This window comes from Sphingomonas faeni (assembly GCF_040407495.1).
GTDB classification, from domain to species: Bacteria; Pseudomonadota; Alphaproteobacteria; order Sphingomonadales; family Sphingomonadaceae; genus Sphingomonas; species Sphingomonas faeni_D.
Window position 1 is genome coordinate 367,062 of the sequence record NZ_JAPZPP010000002.1, and the last position, 16,161, is coordinate 383,222.

At 65.0% G+C, this 16,161-nt stretch carries 16 protein-coding genes; 13 read left to right on the top strand and 3 right to left on the bottom strand.

The features are described from left to right. Positions 1 to 133 precede the first annotated feature (133 nt). The 13 genes from clpA (at position 134) to O6W96_RS06705 (ending at position 14,727) form a co-directional block, all read left to right on the top strand. A complete protein-coding gene (gene clpA, locus O6W96_RS06645; protein ID WP_353468820.1) occupies positions 134 to 2,452 on the top strand; it encodes an ATP-dependent Clp protease ATP-binding subunit ClpA in 2,319 nt (772 codons plus the stop codon). Between the two features lie 605 nt (positions 2,453 to 3,057). Then, positions 3,058 to 4,737 (top strand): GGDEF domain-containing protein, encoded by a 1,680-nt coding sequence (locus O6W96_RS06650; protein WP_353468821.1) that lies wholly within the window; start codon positions 3,058 to 3,060, stop codon positions 4,735 to 4,737. Between the two features lie 64 nt (positions 4,738 to 4,801). Next, positions 4,802 to 5,002 carry a hypothetical protein gene (locus O6W96_RS06655; RefSeq protein ID WP_353468822.1) on the top strand — a complete coding sequence of 67 codons (201 nt, stop codon included), beginning with the start codon at positions 4,802 to 4,804 and terminating at the stop codon, positions 5,000 to 5,002. 52 nt (positions 5,003 to 5,054) lie between these two features. Continuing rightward, positions 5,055 to 5,294 carry an exodeoxyribonuclease VII small subunit gene (locus O6W96_RS06660; protein ID WP_353468823.1) on the top strand — a complete coding sequence of 80 codons (240 nt, stop codon included), beginning with the start codon at positions 5,055 to 5,057 and terminating at the stop codon, positions 5,292 to 5,294. Positions 5,295 to 5,307: 13 nt separating this feature from the next. Continuing rightward, positions 5,308 to 6,198, top strand: coding sequence for a polyprenyl synthetase family protein (locus O6W96_RS06665; protein ID WP_353469374.1), 891 nt, complete (start codon positions 5,308 to 5,310; stop codon positions 6,196 to 6,198). A gap of 9 nt (positions 6,199 to 6,207) precedes the next feature. Then, positions 6,208 to 6,714, top strand: coding sequence for a pantetheine-phosphate adenylyltransferase (gene coaD / locus O6W96_RS06670; protein WP_353468824.1), 507 nt, complete (start codon positions 6,208 to 6,210; stop codon positions 6,712 to 6,714). A gap of 99 nt (positions 6,715 to 6,813) precedes the next feature. After that, positions 6,814 to 7,539, top strand: a complete 726-nt coding sequence (locus O6W96_RS06675) for a peptidylprolyl isomerase (RefSeq protein WP_353468826.1) — start codon at positions 6,814 to 6,816, stop codon at positions 7,537 to 7,539. Positions 7,540 to 7,546: 7 nt separating this feature from the next. Next, a complete protein-coding gene (gene queA / locus O6W96_RS06680) occupies positions 7,547 to 8,572 on the top strand; it encodes a tRNA preQ1(34) S-adenosylmethionine ribosyltransferase-isomerase QueA (protein WP_353468827.1) in 1,026 nt (341 codons plus the stop codon). Positions 8,573 to 8,580: 8 nt separating this feature from the next. Beyond that, positions 8,581 to 9,036, top strand: coding sequence for an EF-hand domain-containing protein (locus O6W96_RS06685; protein WP_353468829.1), 456 nt, complete (start codon positions 8,581 to 8,583; stop codon positions 9,034 to 9,036). A gap of 1 nt (position 9,037) precedes the next feature. Then, positions 9,038 to 10,189 carry a tRNA guanosine(34) transglycosylase Tgt gene (tgt, locus tag O6W96_RS06690; RefSeq protein ID WP_353468830.1) on the top strand — a complete coding sequence of 384 codons (1,152 nt, stop codon included), beginning with the start codon at positions 9,038 to 9,040 and terminating at the stop codon, positions 10,187 to 10,189. Further along, positions 10,186 to 10,383, top strand: coding sequence for a hypothetical protein (locus O6W96_RS06695; RefSeq protein ID WP_197978314.1), 198 nt, complete (start codon positions 10,186 to 10,188; stop codon positions 10,381 to 10,383). Before tgt ends, O6W96_RS06695 begins: the two co-directional genes overlap by 4 nt. Positions 10,384 to 10,391: 8 nt before the next feature. Then, the gene (locus O6W96_RS06700) at positions 10,392 to 13,223 is read left to right on the top strand and encodes a M16 family metallopeptidase (RefSeq protein WP_353468831.1); all 2,832 of its coding nucleotides are present in this window, start codon (positions 10,392 to 10,394) and stop codon (positions 13,221 to 13,223) included. 538 nt (positions 13,224 to 13,761) lie between these two features. After that, positions 13,762 to 14,727: a cell wall hydrolase gene (locus tag O6W96_RS06705; protein WP_353468832.1), complete on the top strand. Its 966-nt coding sequence runs from the start codon at positions 13,762 to 13,764 to the stop codon at positions 14,725 to 14,727. 142 nt (positions 14,728 to 14,869) lie between these two features. On the opposite strand, the gene O6W96_RS06710 is transcribed toward O6W96_RS06705, so the two are convergent. The 3 genes from O6W96_RS06710 to O6W96_RS06720 form a co-directional block, all read right to left on the bottom strand. Continuing rightward, entirely contained in the window at positions 14,870 to 15,100 is a 231-nt protein-coding gene (locus tag O6W96_RS06710) for a hypothetical protein (protein ID WP_353468833.1), read from the bottom strand. Between the two features lie 103 nt (positions 15,101 to 15,203). Then, positions 15,204 to 15,416 (bottom strand): cold-shock protein, encoded by a 213-nt coding sequence (locus O6W96_RS06715; RefSeq protein WP_031394996.1) that lies wholly within the window; start codon positions 15,414 to 15,416, stop codon positions 15,204 to 15,206. 278 nt (positions 15,417 to 15,694) lie between these two features. After that, positions 15,695 to 16,108, bottom strand: coding sequence for a glycine zipper 2TM domain-containing protein (locus O6W96_RS06720; RefSeq protein ID WP_156362209.1), 414 nt, complete (start codon positions 16,106 to 16,108; stop codon positions 15,695 to 15,697). Positions 16,109 to 16,161: the final 53 nt, after the last annotated feature.

The following is a 16,161-nucleotide window of genomic DNA, read 5'->3' on the forward strand; positions in this document are numbered from 1 at the left end:
CGCCTCTCCACTGGGTGTTTTCGGACAGCGCAGGAACGGACGGGGCCGGGTTCAAGTGCTTGATGCGGCCGATATCAGTTCCGACATAGTGGCAAAGGGCTCGCGGTCTCGCGGCCCGACAGGAGTATTGTAAATGCCATCATTTGCACCCGCCCTCGAGACCACGCTGCACAAGGCGCTCGAGGCGGCATCGTCCCGGCGCCACGAATATGCGACGCTGGAGCATCTGCTGCTCGCGCTGATCGACGACGAACATGCGTCGAAGGTCATGACCGCGTGCAACGTCGAGATCGGCGATCTGAAGAACACCGTCTCGCATTACCTCGACAGCGAACTCGACGCGCTGAAGGTCGATGCGGCGACGGATCCCTCGCCCACCAGCGGGTTCCAGCGCGTCGTCCAGCGCGCGATCCTTCACGTCCAGTCCTCGGGCCGCGACGAAGTGACCGGCGCCAACGTGCTCGTCGCGCTGTTCAGCGAGCGCGAGAGCTATGCCGTGTATTTCCTGCAGCAGCAGGACATGAGCCGCCTCGATGCGGTCAGCTTCATCAGCCACGGCGTCGGCAAGGGTGGCCAGCAGGCGACCGAAGCCTCAACGCCAAAGGGTGCGGACGACGAGAAGCCGGCCAAGGGACAGGAGAAGGGCAAGACGGAAAGCGCGCTCAAGCAATTCACGGTCGACCTCAACGAGAAGGCCAAGGCCGGCAAGGTCGATCCGCTGATCGGACGCGGCCCGGAGGTGGATCGCACGATCCAGATCCTGTGCCGCCGGTCGAAGAACAACCCGCTGTATGTTGGCGATCCCGGCGTCGGCAAGACCGCGATCGCCGAAGGCCTGGCGCGGAAAATCGTCGAGGGCGATGTGCCCGACGTGCTGTTGCCTGCCGTCATCTATTCGCTCGACATGGGCGCGTTGCTGGCGGGGACGCGGTATCGTGGTGACTTCGAGGAGCGTTTGAAGGCGGTCGTCAACGAGCTCGAGAAGCTGCCTGATGCCGTGCTGTTCATCGACGAAATCCACACCGTGATCGGTGCGGGTGCGACGAGTGGCGGCGCCATGGATGCTTCGAACCTGCTCAAGCCGGCTTTGTCGGGCGGCACGATCCGGTGCATCGGCTCGACGACGTACAAGGAGTTCCGCAATCACTTCGAGAAGGACCGCGCGTTGCTGCGGCGCTTCCAGAAGATCGACGTGAACGAGCCGACGATCGAGGATACCATCAAGATCCTCGCTGGCCTGCGCTCGGCGTTCGAGGATCACCACAACGTCAAGTACACGCCCGATGCGATCAAGTCGGCGGTCGAGCTGTCGGCGCGGTACATCAACGACCGCAAGCTGCCGGACAAGGCGATCGACGTGATCGACGAGGTCGGCGCGATGCAGATGCTGGTGCCGCCGAACAAGCGCAAGAAGACGATCACGCCAAAGGAGATCGAGCAGGTCATCGCGACGATGGCACGCATCCCGCCGAAATCTGTGTCGACCGACGACAAGCTGGCGCTTGCCACGCTCGAGACGGATCTGAAGCGCGTGGTGTTCGGACAGAATGCGGCGATCGAGAAGCTGTCGTCGGCGATCAAGCTGGCGCGGGCGGGTCTGCGCGAGCCGGAGAAGCCGATCGGCAACTATCTGTTCACCGGTCCTACGGGCGTCGGCAAGACCGAAGTCGCCAAGCAGCTATCGACGATCCTCGGCATCCCGCTCCAGCGGTTCGACATGTCCGAATATATGGAGCGGCATTCGGTCAGCCGTCTGATCGGTGCGCCCCCAGGCTATGTCGGGTTCGACCAGGGTGGCCTGCTGACCGATGCGATCGATCAGAACCCGCATTGCGTCCTGTTGCTCGACGAGATCGAGAAGGCGCATCCGGACCTGTTCAACATCCTGTTGCAGGTGATGGATAACGGGCGGCTGACCGACCAGCATGGCAAGTCGGTCGACTTCCGCAACGTCATCCTGATCATGACGACCAATGCGGGCGCCAGCGACATGGCGCGCGAGACGGTCGGCTTCGGCAACCTGTCGCGCGAGGGTGAGGACGAGGTGGCGGTGACGAAGATGTTCACGCCCGAATTCCGCAACCGTCTCGATGCGGTGGTGCCATTCGGGTACCTGCCGACCGAAGTGGTCGCGCGGGTGGTGGACAAGTTCATCCTCCAGCTCGAACTCCAGCTGGCGGACCGCGGCGTGCACATCGTCCTCGACGACGAGTCGAAGGCGTGGCTGACGACCAAGGGCTATGACAAGCTGTACGGCGCACGGCCGATGGGTCGCCTGATCCAGGAGAAGATCAAGCAGCCGCTCGCCGAGGAATTGTTGTTCGGCAAGCTGGTGCACGGCGGCGAGGTGACGGTGAAGATGAAGGACGGCGCACTGTCGTTCGCGATCGAGCCGGCTGCACCGAAGAAGCCCAAGAAGAAGGGCAAGGTGGAGACCGTCGAGACCGAGTGATCTTGGGTTCGATGTGGTGTAAATGGCCTGCCGTCGGAGCGATCCGGCGGCGGGCTTTTTTTTATGGTTCGGTCGTCTTGGGCGCGGCGGCGGTTCCGGGAAGGGGCCAGGATTTTTGTCCGGAACGCTTATAACGAGGAAGCGTGTTTCCCCGCAAAGGCGGGACCTAGACTGGGCTCCCGCCTTCGCGGGAGAACAGGGGGTAGATGCTGAGTCTGAATGCTTCGATCAACTTACCCTAACCACAAGCTTCTCCCCAGCGAACACAGCCCCCCGGGGCAAGCAGCCCCCCCCCCCGATCGACATCAGCCCCACCCCGGCGGAGGCCGGGGTCCAGATGGGAAACGGTGCTGACGACGGCTGCGCTTCGTTACGGCGACCTTTCCGACTGGGCCCCGGCCTTCGCCGGGGTGGAGCCTATCGGCGGATGGGTACGCATCGTCGGTTACGAGGTGGCGGTTAGGACTTCGCAACGGACGTCGTCTTCCCCCCCTCCGTCTGGCAAGCGCCAGCCACCTCTCCCTGGCGGGGAGGATCGAAATACGGCGATCCGAAAATCTGCCCGCGTTTACCGTTAATTGGGGAAGCGGCGCTAGCGTCGCGACATGGAACGTTTGGCATGGCTGCGATGGATGATCGGTGCGTTAGCGCTGGGCTTCGGTCTTGCTTTCGCCGCGCCCGCCGTCGCGATCACCGGTACGCCGGTTTCGGTCTGTATCCGCCCTGCGCTGCCCGGTCAGACACCCACCGCGCTGTTCGCCGAGCCTGCCGGCTTTGACTGCGTCACCCCACAGACGCGCTTCGGCGCTGGCGACTTCTGGATCCTGTCGCAGCGCCTACCAACTATCGAGGGTGACGATCCTACCGTGCGGATCGGCAGCACCTGGGTGAATCGGGTGACGCTGTTCGTGCTGTATGCCGATGGTTCGATCCGCCAGGCCGGGTTCACGTCGCGCACGGCGGGGCGGTTGCTGGGTCTAGGCGCAGTGATCGTCCAGCCGATGCCGCGGCACGATGCGGCACCGGTCAGGCTGCTCTGGCATGTCGAGGGTGCGGCGAACCTGCGCGGGCTGATCCTCGGCGCGGCGATTGCAAGTCACCACCAGCGCGATACCGCAGAGATTCTGCTCGCCGCGCTGTATGGCGGGTTTGCGGGCATGGCGATCGCGCTTATCGTCTACAACCTCGCTTTGTGGGGCGCACTGAGACAAGCGTTCCAGCCGGCGTATTGCCTGCTGGTCCTGTGCCTGCTGGCCTATGCGCTGACCTCGTCCGGGGCGCTCGGTCAGATGCTTCCGGGCCTGGACAACAACGATCGCCAGCGGCTGAATGCGCTGTTTCTAGCCGGATCCGCCGCCGCCGCGCTGCTGTTCGCACGCACCTTCTTCGAGCGAACGGTGTTCGTCGGCTGGCTGCGCCCGGCGAGCACGATCGTGATGGCAGGATTGCTGTTCACCGGGTTGCTGTGGGCGGCATTCGCACCGTGGCATTTCCATATCCTCGATACGATGCTCGCCAGCGCCTACCTCGCTTTGCTGGCGCTGATTCCCGCAGTTCTGATCCAGGCGTGGCGCGTGCGAAGCAATTTCCTATGGCTGTTCGCGCTGGCGTGGAGCGTCCCGATCGCGGTTGCCGGGCTGCGCGTCGCCAATGCGTTCGCGTTGCTCGAGTGGAGCCTGTGGCTCGACAATTCCACGATCCTGTCGATGGCGCTCGAATCGATGCTGTCGAGCCTCGCGATCGCCTACCGGATCCGGCTGCTCAGCGTCGAACGCGATACCGCGCGCGAGCAGGAGATAGCCGCGCGGTTGCTGGCGGATACCGAGCCGCTGACCGGGCTGCTCAATCGCCGGGCGTTCCTGACGCGGGCGATCGGCCGACCGGGCGACCAGATGTTGCTGATCGCCGACGTCGATCACTTCAAGCGCGTCAACGAGAAGCTCGGCCACGATGGCGGCGACGAGGTGCTTCGTGTGGTCGCGCGAGCGTTGCGCAACGCAGTACCGCCCGATGCGCTGGTGGCGCGGATCGGCGGCGAGGAGTTCGCGATCCTGCTCGACGCGGCGAACGCGGTCGCGCCCGACGCAGTGCTGGACAGCCTGCGCAGCCAGCGGATGCCGTTCGACATCGTGGTAACCGCAAGCATTGGTGCGTGTACCGGACCATTGCTGCACGAGAAGGACTGGAAGCTCCTGTACAATTGCGCCGACCGCGCGTTGTTCGCGGCCAAGGCAGCCGGGCGTGATCGCGCGCGCGAGGCGCCACCGGTGCGGATCGCGGCCTGAACACCGCCCGACTTGTCCGCTTGGGCGTTTTGCGACATGATCAGCTGCTGCGGGGGAACACAAGATGCGGGATCGTCGAGGAGCGCTGATAATCGCGGGGTTGATCGCGGTGGCCGTGATTGCCGTGCGGCATCCAACCGTCGACCTGCAGTTGGTCACGCATGATTCGCGCGACCCGTCGCCGCATCGGGTTCAGGCGGCGGTCGACCTGGGCCTGGTCGGTGTCTCGATACTGTATACCTGGACCGTGAACCGGCTGCGCTGAGCGCTAGCGCACGTCCTTGACCCCCGTCCGGTGCCTGCGCCATAGCGGCGACATGGACACGCCGATCGAAGACCTCGCGTTCGAGGATGCACTGAAGGAACTCGAGATCATCGTCGGGAAGCTGGAAAGTGGCGATACGCCGCTCCAGCAGGCGATCGAGCTGTACGAGCGCGGCAACAAGCTGCGTCAGCGTTGCGCCGACCGGCTCGATGCGGCGCAGGCGCGGATCGAGGCGATCCGGCTGGACGGCGACGGCAAGCCCGCCGGCGTCCGCCCGTTCGCGGCGGGCTGACGCGGTGAGCGGGATGCCTCTCACGCTCGATGCTGCGCTCGCCGATGTCTCGGCCGAGATCGACCGGCAGTTCGACCAGCTGCTGACGATCCCTGACGATCCACGCGGCGACCTGTACCGTGCGATGCGGCATGCCGCGATCGGCGGGGGCAAGCGGCTGCGGCCGTTGCTGGTGTTCGCGACCGCCAATCTGTTCGACGTGGCGCGCGAATGCTCCGCAAGGGCGGCGACCGCGATCGAGGCGATCCACGTCTATTCGCTGATCCATGACGACCTGCCGTCGATGGACGACGACGATATGCGCCGCGGCAAGCCGACCGTGCATAAGGTGTTCGACGAGGCGACCGCGATTTTGGCGGGCGATTGCCTGCACGCGATGGCGTTCGAGATCCTGGCCGATCCGGCGACGCACGCCGATCCGTTCGTCCGCGTCGAACTGGTGATGGACCTTGCTCGGGCGTCGGGCCCGAACGGCATGGCGGGCGGCCAGAAGATGGACATCGAGGCCGAGGCGACCCGCTTCGACCTTAACACAGTGACGCGGTTGCAGCAGATGAAGACGGGGGCGCTGATCTCGGCGTCTGTCGAGGCAGGGGCGATTCTCGGGCGATTGCCGCCGGAGGGGCGCGTTGGCCTGCGGGGCTATGCGCATGATCTAGGACTCGCGTTCCAGATCGCCGACGACCTGCTCGACGCCGAGGGCGACGAGGCGGTGGTCGGCAAGTCGCTGCGCAAGGATGAGGTCGCGGGCAAGGAGACGTTCCTGTCGCTGCTCGGGCCCGAGCGTGCCCGCGAACAAGCGCGGATGCTGGTCGAGCAGGCCGTCCAGCACCTGCACAGCTATGGCAAGGAAGCCGATCTGTTGCGCAATATCGCGCGCTTCGTGCTCGAACGCGACCGGTAGGAGATCAGCATGACCGCACGGATTGGCGTTTACCCCGGGACCTTCGATCCCGTCACCTTGGGTCACATGGACATCATCCGGCGCGGTGCCAAGCTGGTCGACCGGCTGGTGATCGGGGTGACGACCAACCCGTCGAAGTCGCCGATGTTCACGATCGAAGAGCGGATGGCGACGGTGCGCCGCGAGGTAGCGGACGTCGATGGCGACATCGAGGTCGTCGCGTTCGATTCGTTGCTGATGGACTTTGCCGAGCGGCAGGGCGCCAAGGTGATCATCCGCGGGCTACGCGCAGTGGCCGACTTCGAATACGAATATCAAATGGCTGGGATGAACCAGCAGATCAATTCGCGCGTCGAGACCGTGTTCCTGATGGCCGACGTCGCGCTGCAGCCGATCGCGAGCCGGCTGGTCAAGGAGATCGCGCTGTATGGCGGCGATATCGCCAAGTTCGTGCCGGAAGCGGTGCGCGATGAGGTTGTCGCGCGGGTCGAGAAGATCGGACGCAAGGGAAGCTGATCTGCTCCCACCCTGCGCACGTTCAGATTGGCGCAAGCACAGATTTGCTCTAAGTGGCGGCAGCCTGGTTGCGCCGGGCCTCTTTCGAGTGGGAATTTGATGCGCTTTTTCGTCGGAATGTTCGCGTTGCTCGGGTGCCTGGTAACGGTGCCGGTCGCGGCGCAGAAGAAGGATGTGGTTGCAGCGCCTGCGCGCCTTACGCCGCCGCTCACGACCGATACGCAGAATTTGCTGCTGCTCGACCTGTCGACTGGTGGGCGTGTGACGATCTGGCTTCGGCCCGACGTCGCGCCGCTGATGGTCGAGCGGATCAAGACGCTGACCCGCCAGCATTTCTATGATGGCCTCGCGTTCCACCGCGTGATCGACGGGTTCATGGCGCAGGGTGGCGATCCCAAGGGCGACGGCACCGGTGGCTCGACGCTCCCCGACGTGAAGGCGGAGTTCAACTACCTGCCGCACGTCCGCGGTGCCGTCTCGGCGGCGCGGTCGGACAAGGAGGACAGCGCGAACAGCCAGTTCTTCATCGTCTTCCAGCCGCGGTTGAGCCTCGACAAGAAGTACACCGTGTTCGGTCGCGTGCTCGACGGGATGCAGTATGTCGACGCGATCGAGCGCGGCGAGCCGCCGGCGAACCCGTCGCGGATCGTCCATGCGTATATCGCCGCGGACAATCCTCCGGCGTATATGGCTGGCCCGCCTGCTCCCGCACTCGGTGCACCGGTGACGTTGCCGGGCACGGCTACGGGCCCGAACGCTGCCAAGCCAAAGCTCGCGCCGGCCGCTCGCAAGGCGCCGGTAAAGAAGGCTCCTGCAAAGAAGTGATCCCACGTTGAACGTCGACCTTTTCGACTTCGACCTGCCGACCGACAACATCGCGCTCCGCCCCGCGGCGCCGCGCGATGCTGCGCGGATGCTGGTGCTCGAAGGTGACGCCACCGTGGATGCGGGCGTTGCGGACCTGCCGTCGCTGCTGCGGCGCGGCGACATGCTCGTGTTCAACGATACGCGCGTGATCCCCGCACAGCTCGATGGGCGACGCGGCGATGCGAAGATCGGCGCGACGCTGCACAAGCGCGAGGGGCCGCGACGTTGGCGCGCGTTCATCCGCAACGCTCGGCGGCTGCGCGATGGCGACGTGATCGAGTTCGGCAACGGGGTCAGCGCGGCGGCGGTCGATCGCGAGGATGACGGCAGCTACGCACTGGTGTTCGCCGGCGACGAGCCGGTCGAACTGCTGCTGGAGCGCGCGGGCCACATGCCCCTGCCCCCGTATATCGCCGGCAAGCGCCCGACCGACGAACGCGACGCGGACGATTACCAGACGATGTTCGCGTCCGAGCCGGGCGCGGTGGCGGCACCGACCGCTGCGCTGCACTTTACGCCGAAGCTGATGGCGGCGCTCGAGGCGGCAGGGATCGGTCATGCGACGCTGACGCTGCATGTCGGCGCGGGGACGTTCCTTCCCGTGAAGGCGACCGACACCACCGAGCACAAGATGCACTCGGAATGGGGCCGGATCGATGCCGCCACCGCCGATCGGCTGAACGCGGTCCGCGCGAACGGTGGTCGCGTGATCGCGGTGGGGACGACGTCGCTCCGGCTGATCGAAAGCGCGACAGGCGAGGACGACGTGATTCGCCCGTTCGACGGCGACACCGCGATCTTCATCACGCCGGGATACCGGTTCCGCGGGATCGACGGGTTGATGACCAATTTCCATCTGCCGCGCTCGACCTTGTTCATGCTGGTATCGGCGCTGATGGGGCGCGAGCGTATGCAGGCGGCATATGCGCATGCGATCGCCGGGAAGTATCGCTTCTACAGCTATGGCGACGCCTCGCTTCTGCTGCCATGACGGGCGGCATGCTGCTCGCTCTTGCTCTGCTCCAAGCTATCACGGCTGCCCCGCCGCCGGCCGGTACGCCGCAGCCGCCCGCGACGATCTTCGCCGAGCCGGCCGCGTTGTTCATCGCCGCTTGCGATTCAAATGGTGACGGGCGGGTTACGCAAGCCGAGCTGACCGCAGGCGTTGCCCGGAGCTATGCCACCGCCGAAGGTGCTGCGACCGGATCGATCGGGTACATTGCCTTTGCCGACTGGGCGCAGGCGTGGCTCGGCGATCGTAACGCATTGCCGAGCCCGTTCGAAGTCGATCGCGACGGCGACAACCGGATCACGCTCGCCGAACTCCAGACCCGGTTCGCGCAGTTCTTCGCTCGGTTCGATCAAGACAAGAACGGCGTGCTGACCCGTGCCGAACTCATCACCATCCGCGGCGCGCCGGCCGGCGATCGCTACGGCATTCGCAAGAAAAAGTAATATGACCACCCGTCCCCGCTTCGACTTCACCATTTCCGCCACCGACGGCAAGGCACGTACCGGCGTCATCGCGATGCAGCGCGGCGACATTCGCACGCCGGCGTTCATGCCGGTTGGCACCGCGGCTACCGTCAAGGGCATGAAGCCCGCCGATGTCGTCGGCGCGGGAGCGGACATCATCCTCGGCAATACCTATCATTTGATGCTGCGGCCGGGTGCGGAGCGGGTCGCGCGGCTTGGTGGGCTGCACGCGTTCTCGGGGTGGTCGAAGCCTATCCTGACCGATTCCGGCGGCTATCAGGTGATGAGTCTCGCCGACCTGACCAAGCGCTCCGAAGAAGGCGTCTCGTTCAAGTCGCACCTCGACGGCACGCGGCACCTGCTGAGCCCCGAGCGGTCGATCGAGATCCAGCGGCTGCTCGGCTCGAACATCGTCATGGCGTTCGACGAACTGGTGCCGACGACCTCGACGCGTGAAGTGCAGGCCGCGGCGATGGAGCGATCGATGCGTTGGGCGAAGCGGTCGCGCGCCGCGTTCGATGCGGGCGAAGATCATGCCGAGAACAATGCGATCTTCGGGATTCAGCAGGGCGCGTTGAACGAGGGCTTCCGCAAGTCGTCGGCGGATGCGCTGATCGATATCGGCTTCGACGGCTATGCGGTCGGGGGGCTCGCGGTCGGGGAAGGCCAAGAGGCGATGTTCGGCTGCCTCGATTTTGCGCCGGACCAGTTGCCGGTCGACAAGCCGCGCTATCTGATGGGGGTCGGCAAGCCGGACGATATCGTCGGTGCGGTCGAGCGTGGGATCGATATGTTCGATTGCGTGATGCCAACTAGGTCGGGTCGCACTGGCCAGGCCTTCACGCGGACCGGGCCGATCAATATCCGCAACGCGAAGTTCGCCGAGGATATGGGGCCGCTCGATCCCGCCTGCCCCTGCCCGGCCTGCGCAACCTGGGGCCGGGCGTATCTGCATCATCTGGTTCGGTCGGGCGAAATGCTTGGCGCAATGCTCATGACGGAGCATAATATCTGGTTCTACGAAATGCTGATGGCGGATCTGCGGGCGGCGATCGCCTCGGGCACGCTGACGCAGTTCGCGAATGATTTCCGTGCGGTGTATGGCCGGAAGAGTGAAGGAGAGCCCAAGTGACCATCAAGATCGACAGCGACACCCCGAACGAGATCCTCGCCGCCGCGAAGGAGGCGAAGCTGCAGGCCGAAGCCGCCGCGCATAACGCCGCCGAGAAGGCCAAAAGCTGGCCGCTCGCGAAGATCGGCCTGGGCGTCGGCATCGGCTCGGCGGCGATCGCGGGCGCGGTGCTGTTCGCGAACCGCAACAAGTAAGGATCCCGATGCGCCTCCTCCGCTCCGCTTTGCTGCTGACCGCAGCTTCTTTTCCGGTAGCGGTGGGGGCGCAGACCGCACCTGCCCCGACGCAGGTTTCGGTGAAGCCGCTCGCCTATACCGAGCGCACGCTGCCGAACGGCCTGCGCGTGTATGCGATCCGCGACACCGGCACGCCGAACGTGTCGGTGCAGGTGTGGTACGACGTCGGCTCGAAGGACGACCCCAAGGGCAAGTCCGGGTTCGCGCACATGTTCGAGCATCTGATGTTCAAGTCGACGCGCAACCTGGTGTCGGAGCAGATGGACCGGCTGACCGAGGATGTCGGCGGCTACAACAATGCGTCGACCAACGACGACTACACCAATTACTACGAGGTAATTCCGGCCAACCACCTTCAGCGACTGTTGTTCGCGGAGGCCGATCGGATGGCGAGCCTCGTCGTCGAGCCCAAGAGCTTCGGCTCGGAACGCGACGTCGTTAAGGAGGAGCTTCGCCAGAGCACGCTCGCGCGGCCTTACGGCAAGCTGTTCTCGCTCTATTATCCGGCGCTTGCCTATACGACGCATCCCTATGCGCGTGGGACGATCGGCAGCCTGGCTAATCTGGAAGCGGCCGGGATCGACGACGTGCGCGCGTTCCATGCGACCTATTACCGGCCGGACAACGCGATCCTGGTTGTCTCGGGCAATTTCGATCCTGCGCAGTTGAGTGGCTGGGTCGACCAGTATTTTGCGGGGATCAAGAAGCCGGCGGCGGCGATCCCGCGCGTGACGGTGGCCGAGCCTGCGCGGACCAAGGCCGTGACGCGCACGGTGTACGAGCCGAACACGCCGCTGCCTGCGGTGCTGGTCAGCTATCATGTGCCGGCGGACCGCGATGCGGATATCGCCGCGTTGACGGTGCTGAAGGCGGTGCTGGCGACCGGCGAGAGTTCACGTCTGTACGAGAGCGTCGTGTACCGCGACCAGCTCGCGCAGTCGGCGGAGGCGTTCCTGGATACCAAGCAGGCAACCGGCAACATGGTCGTCTACGCAATCCTCGCGGGCGGCAAGACGGTCGAGGCGGGTGAAGCCGCGTTGAAGCGGGAGGTCGCGCGGTTCCGTGATGCGCCGGTGACCGCCGCCGAACTGGCGGAGGCGAAGAACGAGATCCTGACCCAGTCGATCCAGTCGCGCGAGACGGCCGAGGGCAAGGCGAGCACGCTGGCGTCTGCCGTGCTGGTCGACGGCGATCCGCAGGCGGCCGACAAGCAATTGGCGACCATTGCACGGGTGACGGCGGCAGATATCCAGCGGGTTGCGCGGAAATATCTTGGCGACAACCAGTCCGCGACGATCCGGTACATGCCGCTGGCGGCCAGGCCTGCGGGCGGTGCCACGGATACGATCGCGGTCGCGCCGACAGTGGAGGTTGCCGACTTGAAGGCGCCCGCGAATATCGAGATCGTGACGCCCGCTCCGGAAGGTCAGCGCGTCCAGCCACCTGCGCCGAGCACACCGGTATCGCCGACGATCCCTCAGCCGGTCGAAATGCGTCTCGCGAACGGCATGCGGCTGGTGACGGTGGAGCGGCACGACCTGCCGATCGTCACGGCGTATCTGGTGACCGCGGGTGGTGCGGCGACCGATCCCGCGAACCGTGCAGGCGTCAGCAGCCTGTCGGCGGAACTGCTTACCAAGGGTACGAAGACGCGCTCGGCGACACAGATCGCGCGTGCGGTCGAGGGACTTGGCGGGTCGATCGGCAGCTCGGCTGGCAGCGATGGCGCGGCGGTCGACGTGACGGTGAAGTCGGACCAGCTTGTGCCGGCGATGGCGATCCTCGCCGACGTCGCGATCAACCCGGCGTTCGCCCCCGAGGAGATCGAACGCGCGCGAACGCAGCAGGTCGACGCGGTGACGCTGGCGTTGAAGGACCCTGCGCAGGTCGCGGGTCTGGTTGCGGATCGTGCCGTGCTCGGGGCGTCGCCCTATGGTGCGCCGAACGGGGGCACGCCGCTGTCGCTGAAGGCGATCACGCGGGCCGACATCACGGCGGCGTATGCGCGGAGTTTCCAGCCGGGTCAGGCGACGCTGATCATGGCCGGCGACGTTACCGCGGCGCGCGCCAAAGCGTTGGCGGAAGCGCAGTTCGGTTCTTGGAAATTGACCAGCACGGCAACCGCGACCGCGCCGCAGGTCACGTACCCGAAGCCGTGCGTGATCGTCGTTGACATGCCCGAAGCGGGTCAGGCTGGCGTCGTGGTTGCGCGGCCTGCGATCGCGCGGTCGGACGCACGCTATTATCCGCTCGCAGTCGGCAACACGGTTCTGGGCGGCGGCTTTTCGTCGCGGTTAAACCAGGAGATCCGGATCAAGCGCGGGCTTGCGTACGGTGCGGGCAGCGGGCTCGATGCGGGGAAGACGCAGGGCACGGTCGCAGCGCGGACGCAGACCAAGAATCCGACCGCTGCCGAGGTGGTGACGCTGATCGCCGCCGAGATGACGCTGATGGGGGCGTCCCCCGTGCCCGCCGCCGAACTCGACACGCGCAAGGCCGTGCTCGTGGGTAATTTCGGGCGCGGGATCGAGACGACGTCGGGGGTTGCCGGTATCCTTGGCGCCTATGTCCAGAACGGCGTGCCGCTCGGCGAACTCCAGCGCTATACCGGTGCAGTGGGTGCGGTCGATCCGGCAGCGGTGCAGGCGGCGGCGGTCGCGTTGCTCGACCCGAAGGCAGCCAGCATCGTTGTGGTCGGCGACGCCAAGCAGTTCATCGAACCGCTGCGCAAAGCTTATCCGAACGTCGAGGTCATTCCCGAAGCCGCGCTGAAGCTGGATACCGCAACCTTACGGTAAGCCATCGCAGCTAAATATCTGCGAACCGGTCGGCGATCATGATTCGGAAGGATATGGTCGGCCGATAGCCGCGCAGATGGGCAAGGAAATACCATCTTGATCAGTTGCCCACCGGCCAATTAGCAGCCTGGCGGTATCCGGAAGGACTTGTCCGGCGGGCACGAACGCCTCTTAGATTATGGTCGATAGTTGTACGAACAAACTTCCTCGATTTTGCCGCGAGATACGTTCCGAAGCGATCCTCTTAACCATGTCGCTGAAAGGTCCGGCATGATGGCGAAAACGAAGGATCTGACGTTCTCAACCGAAACGTAGCTTATCCTATGGCATGATCCGGAATTGCGCTCTTCCAAGCTTCGACGTCCATATCGTCCCGCGGCGGGACGACCAAAATCCGGGCGGGATCGAGGGAGGGAAATAGGCTATTCGGTAGGCGTTGGTCAGGGACAGGGGCATGCGGCTCGTTCCAGCAAGATGGGGTAGCAGAGTGCGTGTCAGGGTGCAGACGGTTCGGCTAATTCGCCGCATCTGGTTGGCAATGGTCGCCATCATGCTGGTTATCGGCGCTGGCATTTCTGCGCACGCTGCGCTCCGGAATATCTCTGCGCGTAATGCGACCCGCGATCGGGCGGCGGTGGTTTCAAATGCACCCGCGGTTACGAGCCCGATGCAGTTGGCCGACCAGGAAACCGCAGCGCCGGCCGCTGGTGTGACCGGAACGATCAATTTGCCCGACCTACCGATCCCCGCTGGCGTGGTGCCAGATACTGGCGTCGTGCCCGCACGGCCGTTTTCGATGGCGAGTGCGTCGGCGCTCGACCGTGATCGCGCGCTGCAATGCCTTACCGCTGCGATCTATTACGAAGCCGCTTCCGAGCCGGACGCGGGGCAGCGGGCGGTGGCGCAGGTCATCCTCAACCGCGTGCGCCATCCGGCATTTCCGGGGACCGTGTGCGGCGTGGTGTATCAGGGCTCCGAGCATGCCGGCTGCCAGTTCAGCTTTGCGTGCGACGGCGCACTCGCGCGCATGCCGGCGCGGGCGGCATGGATGCGCGCGGCGCGGGCGGCGGGGATGGCGTTGGCGGGCTATGTCTACGCACCGGTCGGGCTGGCCACGCATTACCACACCTACGCGGTAACGCCCGCGTGGAACCGGGCGCTGGTGATGACCGACGTCGTTGGCGCGCACTTCTTCCATCGCTGGAAAGGCTATTGGGGAACGTCCGCAGCGTTCAATCAGCGCTATGCGGGCGGCGAACCGGTACCGGGGCCACACGTGACGCTGCTCCCGTCCGCACCGCCTACGCCCGAGACGATCGCGGCGGCAGGAACTGCCGCGGCGGCGACCGCGGTGCCGGTCGCGCCAATCGTGCTGGCGGAAACCAAGCCGACAACCGCCAAGCCAGCCTACGCCAAGCCGGCGACACCGGTAACGACGGACATGCTGCCCCCGGAATCACAGATCCTCGATCGGTGGAAAGACTCGGGTAAGCCGTTGAAATAGGCGGAGGCGTCCAGCGAGCTTAGGCGGTACGATGGCCAAGATATGGTATCGCCGGCGTCGGACAAAGAAAAACCCGCCAGCATTCCTGCTGTCGGGCTTTTAAACGCTTGCGATCGATTTTACCTGAACGGTGATGCGCTGCCTATTCGGCGGCTACCATCGACGGCGTGCCAATCATCATACGCTCGCCACCGGGGGGCGCGGCTTCGCGCGCGGCGCGCAGGACTTGCGTACGTTCGGCGCGTGAGGCCATTTCGTCCCAGGCCTTTTCGGCGCGGCGACACCGGTCGCGGACATTGTCGAGGAGGGCAGCATCGCCATTGCGACGCTCTTCATCAGCGCGGGCCCGGTAAAATTCTGGATTATCGGCCATGCTGGTGCGCTCCTGCGGGAAACTGGAAAGGGTGGTGCGGCGATCCGAAGACCGCCGCACCGCAACCGAGATCAGGTTGGCGGACCGTAATCCGCCAACGAGATCAATCGGCTGGCTGGAGGTTCACGGCCGACTGCTTGCCACGCTTGTCGGGCTCGAGCTCGTAGGTGACGCGCTGGTTCTGGTTCAGCGTCGGCATGCCGGCGCGCTCGACCGCGGTGATGTGCACGAATGCATCGTTGCCGCCGCCATCCGGCGCGATGAAGCCATAGCCCTTGTCGGCGTTGAAAAACTTGACGGTTCCGGTGATAGCCATGAAGTGGCTCCTTCTTAGTAGAGAGTAACCCGACGTTCGGGCGACCCGTGCCGCGGAGCAGGGAAAGAAGGAGAAAGGTGCCGCAAAGCGCCAAGAACCGTCGATATGCGACTGTAGCTGAGCGCTATATGGGCCAACACCGCCGGAATTGCAAATCTTGCCGGTAAAATGGGTCAAGAACTGCGTCGATTTCCGCAGATAATATTCTCGCGCATGCCGAAGCTGACGGCGAGAATTTCAAACGACCGGCACCGATATTTCGGTGCCGGTCGAAGGATTTAACGGCAGCGCGTATCGTTGCTGGAGCGATCGACCGCACGCCCGGCAAGCGCACCGCCGGCTGCCCCAAGGACGGTGCCGAGCAGGCCCGAGCCGCCCGGCGCGATGACGTTACCAAGCACGCCGCCTGCGACTCCGCCGACGATCAGGCCGGTGGTGCCGTCGTTGCGGCGGCAATAGTAACGGCCGTCGTTGCCGCGATAGACGCGGTCGTTGCGCGACAGGCGGCGCTCGCGATACCGCGCATCGTCGCGGTAATAGCGGCCGGCATCGTAGCCGCCGTATGCGGGGTCGACGCGGTTATAGTCGTAGGAGCGATAGCGCGGGTCGACGCCGTAGCGGCTGCCCCCGTCGCCGACGCAACCGGCGACCATGGTAGAGGCGGCCAGCAGGCCCAGCATCGCAACGCGCATTTCGTGTCCTTTCATAGGGTTGATACTGGAAGCGTAATGATCGGCGCCGGCAT